Consider the following 8,318-nt stretch of genomic DNA (forward strand, 5'->3'; position numbering starts at 1 on the left):
GAATCGGAAGATTCTCCTGCTTCGGATGAAGATATCTTAGGTTTTGTCGAGCAAACAAACTCTTCAACCTATTATTTGAATTTAGGTTTCAATTTTCAGAGTGAAGGAATTATTAGATACGATACCAATTCAAAAATACCATTATATTTCGTTTCAAATGGTGGGGTTGAACCTGATCAAAAAATCATCTCCGCGATTAACGAAATTGAAGATCGTTTAGGTGATATTTTCGAAGATATCGTTTTGATTGATTATGATTTGTCAGTGTTTAAAGATCATACGAGTGATGGCAATGAGCCAATTTATTCTAATAGACTTGGCGATGATGATGGGTTTCAAAGTTTTCTTTCAGAAAATAATATGAATTATGGAATCGCTATATCAGAAGGTACTTCGTTTCGACCTTCTGGAGCTGATCCATCATCTTATTGCGGGAATTATTCACGAGCACCTTATGCCGGTGGTAATCGGTTAAGGCTTGATGAATCGTATGCCATTAGCTCTGAGTACCTAGGGTGGGTAAACTTAGGAAATGGGACTTGCTCATGGAGCGGAGATTATGCTTTGCATGAAATAGCTCATGCATTAGGAATGTTTGGTCATTTTGATCCCCATTTCGGGTTATGGGATGCAACTGCAATGGATGTTCTTGCAACCATTTATAACAACCCGGCGGGAACTCCGTACGACCAAGTTGTTGTTTTGAGGGCTGATTAGCAGATAAAGCTCGATATAGAATTTAGTAGTAGTGAGCATAGGTTTAACTTTTTGGCGATTCAGTTATCTAAGCTATGCTCAAATCTTTACAGGTTGGTACATATAGAAAGGTTTTTTGATATTGTATCGGATATCCAATTCTCATAGCTTCTATTCTTAATTTCACACTCCCATATAATTATTGCTTTCCAGCCCTGTCCATCAAGAGTTTCATAGTTTCTTTTATCGCGTTTCATATTCTGTTCGAATTTACTCTGCCAAAATTCAACGTTTGATTTTGGTGTTGTACACAGATGGCAGTTTTCGTGACGGTGCCAGTAGCAGCCATTAACGAACAGGACGGTTTTGTACTTTGGGAGCACTATATCTGGCTTTCCCGGTAAATCTTTTGAATGGAGGCGAAATCTAAATCCTTGTTTATGAAGGAACTTTCTTACCTCCAGTTCAGGAGTAGTATTCTTACCTTTTATTTGAGCCATGTTCTGGCTTCGTCTGGCTTTGGATATTTTGTCTGCCATTAAGATGAACCATGGGCTATCTTCTTGAAGTCGCCAATGCTGACCATATTTGTTTCTTGGTCATCGTTTGTATTCTGCCCGCTACGCCCTAAAGCTATATTGTTTGAGTTAACAAAGGCATTCATATCAATATATCTCCAGTCTGAGCTAAGGCGAAGATCAATTCTTTGCTCCCTTGGGATGAGGTTGGCTACATAATAGCAACTAAACTTTTCCCATCCACAGAGGCTCTCAAAGAATGGCATGTGTTCCGTGTTCGCACCTAGTTTCCCAGATTTTGATAGATACTTTCTTTTTATATCGATGAGATTGAAGGCGTTATTTTTAAAGGTAATGCAATCAATGTCCGAAGAATTGCCCTTTTCGTAATGCTTTGATAGATAGAAATCATAGAATAGACGGTCATAAAAGATTGAGAATAGTGTTTCTGACCTTAAATTTAGGTTGGAGGGTAATGATGTTACTTCCTGCTCCAAAAGTTGATTTGGTAAAAATGGATCATTGTGGCTGGATACGTAGTTCTTTTTCTTAAAGCCTTTGAATAGCTCATCTGAAGAGGAAGGAAAAAAGCTTAGCTGGCCAGATTCGTTATAATCGAACTTGTAAATATCGTAGATATCAGCGATGTCCTTTGTTCTATATTCGGTTTCTATTTTTGAGCTTTTTATCTTGAGCAAGAAAAAATCAGACTTAACGTTCTCTTTCAGCATGCTATACAAAGCAAAGAAAACATCTGGTTGGGATTCGGTAACTGTTACATATACACCATTTTCGCTGAGCGGGTTCAGATCTCCTTTTGTTGAAGCAATAAACCATCCTCCGTCCATTAGCGTTCCGGGAGTAGGGGATAGGGAGTCGTATACTTCAGTTAGAGCTAGCTCTGGTATTATTCCAATTATCTTGTTAAAGAATGCATCCTCCCTTGCCGTAGTTGTTATTTTTCGTTGTGTCTGCGTGGATGGGCCTTTACCAAATACATTTCTCCAAAGTAGTTCGCAAAATGTTTCCCATTCATTCTTGGTAACTAAAGTCATTAAAATCTTCCCTATATCAATGTTCGATTCGGATGCTACCACGGTTATTGAAAACCTGTTTTTAATTCCGAGTAGTTTTCTGATATTTAGTCGCAAAATATTTTCTTAAAATCAGTTAATTATTCTTTATCTGGGTCAAATGAGTGATATGATTGTCACTCAAAATACCCAGAGGGCAAGGAATGAATAACAACAAATCGACATTGGATCTTTTAACCAAAATTCTCGAAATTTATGACCAGAAACAAATAGCTAACCACCTGAACCCGCACACGGAAAATGATTGGTGTCGAGAGACTATAAACAGAATATTGAAGGGCAAGTCCAATAAATCGTTAACTGATACTGAAGAACAGATTCTTCTCGATTTGTTGCCAAAGAAGCCCAATCATTATGATAACCCTAGTTTCAAGTTCATTGATTTGTTTGCAGGAATAGGTGGAATTAGAAAAGGCTTTGATGAAATTGGTGGGAAATGTGTTTTTACAAGTGAGTGGAATAAGTACTCTGTAAGAACTTATAAAGCCAACTTTTTCTGTGATCCTGATGAGCACGTCTTTAATGAAGATATTACTGATGTAACGCTGACAAATGATGAGAGTATTGCAGAGCAAGAGGCATATGATCATATAGATAGAGTAATCCCTGATCACGATGTATTGTTAGCTGGTTTCCCGTGTCAGCCATTTTCTTTAGCGGGAGTCTCTAAAAAGAACTCGCTTGGTAGGGCTCATGGTTTTGAATGTGAAACACAAGGCACACTGTTTTTTGATGTCTGTCGAATAATCCAAGCAAAGCAGCCTTCAGCTTTTGTTCTGGAAAATGTTAAGAACTTAAAAAGTCATGACAAAGGTAATACCTTTAAAGTGATTAGTAAGGCACTGGATGATTTAGGCTACGATGTTCTTGATATAGATTTTAACGGTACCGGGGTGCAAGATCCTAAGATAATCGACGGCAAAAAGTTTCTGCCTCAGCATCGAGAGCGTATTGTTCTAGTGGGGTTTAGAAGAGACTCAGGTTTGTCTGACGGGTTGTCTTTGAGAGATATTTCTTACCCTAAAGTTGTTCCTTCCTTCAAGGCTCTTCTGGATGAGCTTGATGAAGAAATGTCAAAAAAATATACCCTTACTCCGAGGCTTTGGGAGTATTTGTATGAGTATGCGAAAAAACATCAAGCTAAAGGAAATGGATTTGGGTATGGATTGGTTGACCCGAATGACCCAAATGCTTTTGCTCGTACTTTATCTGCCCGTTACCATAAAGATGGTTCTGAAATTCTGATAGATCAGGGGTGGGATAAAGAGTTAGGTGAGAACGATTTTTTCAACGAACAGAATCAGGCACGTCGCCCTAGGAGATTAACCCCCGCAGAGTGTGCGAGATTGATGGGATTTGATCGTCCCGGTGAATCCAATTTTGTTATACCAGTTTCAGATACTCAGGCATATAGACAGTTTGGAAACTCGGTGGTGGTACCAGTTTTTAGAGCTGTAGCTGAGCTAATGAAAAGTCGTATATATCAGGCAGTAGACCTTAAAAATAAATCCGATAAAGCTGCCTGATCAATCTACTTACTTTAGTCGCAGAACTTCATTCGACTTGAAGTTCTCGCTTGGAATGAATATTGTCTTACTATTTCCAAAGTTTATAGTATGGCAATATTCAATCATCTCGATTATCAAGGGCTAATCTCGTCCAAGGAAATCGTTTCTCGTTTATCAGAACATGGTTGTGATTTGGCTTTGATTAAGAAGCTTCCAAAGAACGCCAATGACAAAAACCAAGTTTATTTTCATCATGATGCTAGCTTACTAAACTCCGTGTTTGATATGAGCTTTAGTGAAAGAGTTGAAAGCACGAGTCAAACGAAAAGAGCATCTGCACCCGGCAAACCAATTACTCAAGCTGTCTTCAATGAATTCTATTGGCTAAGCAGTGATGGCACTTTGCATAAGACTAAAAAATGTAAAGCTATTGTATACCACCAGTACCCTGAGGCTCGGCTATCAGGTTTTCAGACAGAGCAGGGCGAAATGCCTCAATCTATGTCAGTTGAGTTCACAAAGAGTGAAGATCTACTTCCTAGGTATTTAGTAATTGGAGCTACTCAAAAGGGAATCGCAATTGCGATGATGCTTGTTGATCCGGCCGAAGAGTTTAGAAACGAGTTCATTGATCTGCCCCTTTTTGGATCCTCGAAAATATGTAAGCGTTTATCGATTAATGAGCTGGACATATCAGGCTCAGAAAAACTACGCAAAATACTTACTGATAGCGTGGCGGGCAAGACTTTAAAGGGGTGCAGGTTCGATAAAACTGGAGAAACTATCCCTTTTACAAGTACCCAAGTACATGGGTATACGCTAGAGCATGCTTGCGGAATCATTCCTAATGCAGATCAGGACGGAGACATTTTTGGCATCGAATTAAAGTGCTTTACTACGAAAAAGCTATCGTTAATAACTACTGAACCTGATGGCGGTTTGTACAAGGAAGACTTTGCTGAGTTTATGAAGACGTATGGATACCTGAAGGGTGATGACTACCGGCTGACAGGATTACATAGAGTGAACAATACAAACTCAAAGACTAACCTGACATTGCGGGTTTACTGTTTTCCTGTATCGAAAAATTCTGGCACACCTGAACGTTGCTTGTATGATGTTTCAATTCCTTTCTCTCGACAGATGAACGGGTTGCAGGTCGTTCTGGAGGATTCTTCTGGTAATAATGCTGCTAGTTGGTCTATCGAGCGATTGATGAATAAATGGGGGGCGAAACACAATGAAGTTGTTTACGTGCCTGCAACCGTAGGTATTAATGAAAACCAAGCGGAATATAGTTTGGGGTATGAGAAAAACGTTACATTTTCTGGCAGTGTATTGTGGTGCTATCGCACAACAATTGAACGGTTAATCTGCTCCATTCATGAAGGTGTTGTTTTCTTAGATCCTGCGCCAAAGTACAACGAGCATGATAAGAAAAGAAACAAGCGACGCACTCAGTGGCGTTTAAATGATATTTATTCCGCGTCTGAATCTTTGTATGAAAAGACAGAATTGATTAATTTACTCGAATGATTTTCTAAACAAATAACCGGGAGTTTAATTCCCGGTTGATTTATCGGTTCAATATTTCAAAGCATAGCAGCTAATCCAGCAGTTCCTCGCGCCAAATATCGACGTTCGCCGGTGCTTGGAATGCTAATCTGGCTTGCCCATTTTCTGCCTCAGTAACAACCAATCTTATCTGCGTTTCATTTCCTTCTGTGTCACCAACAAACAAGAATACTTCTTCACCAGATTTTCGAGAAAGATTTAGGAATCCGTTTTTCATTTTTACTAATCCTTTAGTTTTTAAAAGAATCAATGATACCTGTTTTGCATGGGTGTTTAACGATCGAATACGGGTGTTGGGTTAAAAATAGAGATAATGTAGATTATTTCCAAATAAATTGAAAAAAGTGGCTTTTGGGTATTGACCGGGTATGCACCTAAGAAGTACAATTATGAGACGGAAATCGCAAATTAATATTGCGAGATCTTATTTTGAGCTTAATATGATCATTAATAGGCCATTATGATTGTACTATATATGAGTTTTAACAAGAAAACTTTATGTTTTAAGTCGGAGTTTAAAGGCTCCGGGTGACGTTTTGCGCCTGCGTAAAATATTCATTTCGAAATAAGAACCGCCCAAATACGAGGCGGTTTTTTTGTGCCTGTAGTTTACAAACATTAAATACTAAAAATTAGGGGAAATATATGAATACATTAAACAAAGAAGAATTTATTGCTGTTTGTGATGCGCTAAATGCGTTTTCAACCTGTCCAAATGATATGCAAGGCTATCGCATAGATTATGCAGACTGGAAACAGCACATTGTATCGAACGTTTTTGAGATTATTCAATTAGGTGACTTAAGGCATCATGGTTTCAATTGTTCGGATATCAGTTTAGCCACGAAATTGGATAGCTTAGATAACTCAGAGTTCGAAAAGGTTATGAGAGAAGTAGCTGACTTCTGGGGGATGCCTCACGCCAGACTAATCCCTAGACTTCGAACTAAAGAGCAGAAAGATTTTACTGCTATCGATTGGTTCAGAATTCCGAACTTAAATGTTGTTGGAGCTGATTATCAGGCTGGCTTTTAAATTGATCTTAACTGGGTTCACATAAAAAATAGGGAGGAAGATTATACGAAATAACATTTATAGATACATAAAATTGATAGAGAGCTAGCAATTAGCTCATTAAAAATAATCGCAAAATTCTGTTGAGAACTAGCGTGAAGATGTTAAGCAACAAAACAATTGGAGGTGATTTTTTGGCCGGATGATGGCTAAGGGATTCGTTTGCCTCCAATAAATGAAATTAGCTTTATTCGAGGAATAATATATGACCAACAAACATACCAATAATATTCTATCAGGTGCGTTCAAGTACGTGATTAATGTGAGTGACTGTCTTGCAAGCTTTGGCCAGAATCAGTTAGCACAAATCTTTAAGCTCAATGCTCAAAATTTAAGTGACCCTCAATTCAATCAGCAAAATGAATCATTTTTTGTAGAGCTTACACCAACTCAAAAATACGCAACGATTATGGCGCTCGATTCCGTCAATAAAACCTTTTCATTTTTGGATTTCTCGAAAGAAGATCTAATTCAGATTAGAGCAATAACCCACTTTGGAACAATCATTGGAGAGAGTCTAAGTAATAGATTATCGGAGGGTCGTTTATGAAAGTAATTAACGATACTGAAAACTTAGTTTACGACTCTGGGCATTTGATGTGCCGAATTATCTTTAACACAGCCGTTGGTCAAGATTATGCGTTTGTGTCTTTTATGGATGTAGGGTTTGACCATTGCAGACTTAAAAAACCGATAAGGAAAAGGTATTGGGGGCCATGGGATCACGACGACCCTGAAGGTTCACTTAAGTTAATTATGGACTGGGGTGGTAAATGGGACGAGCTAACAAAACAAAAATAGAGGAGGAGAAAATCATGGTAAATGATGAAAGAAGTAGATTGTTTGATGATGCTGTAGAAATGTTTTTGGCTATTGCCGAATTTATAAGTAGCTCAGATGAATACGACGAGCGTCTTGTAAGTTCTGCGATTCAATACTCTGCTGCGAGAGTTAACGCATTAGAAGCTAGTAGTAATTGTGATTGTTTAGCCTATAGAAAGGCTGATGCGACTAAGGGATACACAAGTGTATACAAATCAATGTTTGAAACGCATGTAGATATCATTATTGAGAACAGCAGTCGCTAATTGGAATAACCAAGAAAGTAAAGGAGGTGTATATCGACTTGGTGTAACTTTTAAATGAGTAAGAAATTGGTGGGTACTGCCACCACCAAATAATAATCGCAACATTCTCAAGAGAACGAGCGTGAGAAATTTAGTTAAGAAAATAATTGGAGGTGATTTTTTGGCCGGATGATGGCTAAGGGATTCGTTTGCCTCCAATAAAGCATAAATATTTATATGAGGTCTAGTAAATGAATCAATATACAGTAATACAAGAAAATATAATTAATGAGTGTGTTCAAGTTGTTAGAACATATGAACCCGATGCAGATCTACCTCGTGTAGTAGATATTCTTATCGCATCCACTGCGGCTGCTTCAAGCAAGTTCCTAGAAACTGTACAAAAGACTGACAAAGCTAGAGCACATAGGCAACTTGTGAATGTCTATGACAAAACAATAAAGCACTTCTCCAGAACATTAAATCCTCTTCTTTTATCTGAAGAGGGGGAAGAAATGTTCAATGCCGAAGTCGTCAAACTCAATAGCGAACCGACATCCAGATTGCTGGTGAAAATGAGGGAACACTTCGAATATTCTGGTGATGAAGATACTTTTAATGCGATTGCCATGCTAGTCGTGAAACGAGAAGTTGCCAATATACATACCGTAATTTCCCTTAATCCCATAGATAGCGAGCAAGAAGCCATTTTCCTGAAAACCCCCTGTGTCAGGATAGTTGTCGCCTCTGTTAATTTTTAATAATTGAATAGGAGGCGGTAAGAGA

General features: G+C 38.3%; 11 protein-coding genes. 8 read left to right on the plus strand and 3 right to left on the minus strand.

Annotated elements, in window-relative coordinates:
• Window positions 1–717, plus strand: a 717-nt coding sequence (locus A3729_RS33215) for a hypothetical protein (protein WP_197475901.1), incomplete at its 5' end; no start/stop codon positions are given.
• Window positions 718–803: 86 nt separating this feature from the next.
• Here A3729_RS33215 and A3729_RS34650 read toward each other — a convergent pair.
• Complete coding sequence (locus A3729_RS34650; RefSeq protein ID WP_068634143.1) at window positions 804–1,235, minus strand: very short patch repair endonuclease; 432 nt, start codon at window positions 1,233–1,235, stop codon at window positions 804–806.
• On the minus strand, window positions 1,235–2,365 hold the full coding sequence (locus A3729_RS17840; protein ID WP_068634144.1) for a hypothetical protein: 1,131 nt from the start codon (window positions 2,363–2,365) through the stop codon (window positions 1,235–1,237). Before A3729_RS17840 ends, A3729_RS34650 begins: the two co-directional genes overlap by 1 nt.
• A gap of 86 nt (window positions 2,366–2,451) precedes the next feature.
• Between A3729_RS17840 and dcm the strand changes: the two genes are divergently transcribed.
• Complete coding sequence (gene dcm / locus A3729_RS17845) at window positions 2,452–3,834, plus strand: DNA (cytosine-5-)-methyltransferase (protein WP_082880419.1); 1,383 nt, start codon at window positions 2,452–2,454, stop codon at window positions 3,832–3,834.
• A gap of 90 nt (window positions 3,835–3,924) precedes the next feature.
• Entirely contained in the window at window positions 3,925–5,352 is a 1,428-nt protein-coding gene (locus A3729_RS17850) for an MvaI/BcnI family restriction endonuclease (RefSeq protein WP_068634145.1), read from the plus strand.
• Between the two features lie 70 nt (window positions 5,353–5,422).
• On the opposite strand, the gene A3729_RS17855 is transcribed toward A3729_RS17850, so the two are convergent.
• Window positions 5,423–5,608 carry a carbon storage regulator gene (locus A3729_RS17855; RefSeq protein WP_068634146.1) on the minus strand — a complete coding sequence of 62 codons (186 nt, stop codon included), beginning with the start codon at window positions 5,606–5,608 and terminating at the stop codon, window positions 5,423–5,425.
• Window positions 5,609–6,036: 428 nt separating this feature from the next.
• Here A3729_RS17855 and A3729_RS17860 point away from each other — a divergent pair, with 428 nt between their 5' ends.
• The 5 genes from A3729_RS17860 (at window position 6,037) to A3729_RS17880 (ending at window position 8,293) form a co-directional block, all read left to right on the plus strand.
• Window positions 6,037–6,426: a hypothetical protein gene (locus tag A3729_RS17860; protein ID WP_068634147.1), complete on the plus strand. Its 390-nt coding sequence runs from the start codon at window positions 6,037–6,039 to the stop codon at window positions 6,424–6,426.
• Window positions 6,427–6,670: 244 nt separating this feature from the next.
• Complete coding sequence (locus A3729_RS17865; protein WP_068634148.1) at window positions 6,671–7,015, plus strand: hypothetical protein; 345 nt, start codon at window positions 6,671–6,673, stop codon at window positions 7,013–7,015.
• The gene (locus A3729_RS17870; protein ID WP_068634149.1) at window positions 7,012–7,266 is read left to right on the plus strand and encodes a hypothetical protein; all 255 of its coding nucleotides are present in this window, start codon (window positions 7,012–7,014) and stop codon (window positions 7,264–7,266) included. Before A3729_RS17865 ends, A3729_RS17870 begins: the two co-directional genes overlap by 4 nt.
• A gap of 14 nt (window positions 7,267–7,280) precedes the next feature.
• Window positions 7,281–7,553 (plus strand): DUF3144 domain-containing protein, encoded by a 273-nt coding sequence (locus tag A3729_RS17875; protein WP_068634150.1) that lies wholly within the window; start codon window positions 7,281–7,283, stop codon window positions 7,551–7,553.
• 230 nt (window positions 7,554–7,783) lie between these two features.
• A complete protein-coding gene (locus A3729_RS17880) occupies window positions 7,784–8,293 on the plus strand; it encodes a hypothetical protein (RefSeq protein ID WP_068634151.1) in 510 nt (169 codons plus the stop codon).
• Window positions 8,294–8,318: the final 25 nt, after the last annotated feature.

It is taken from the genome of Oleiphilus sp. HI0043 (assembly GCF_001634935.1).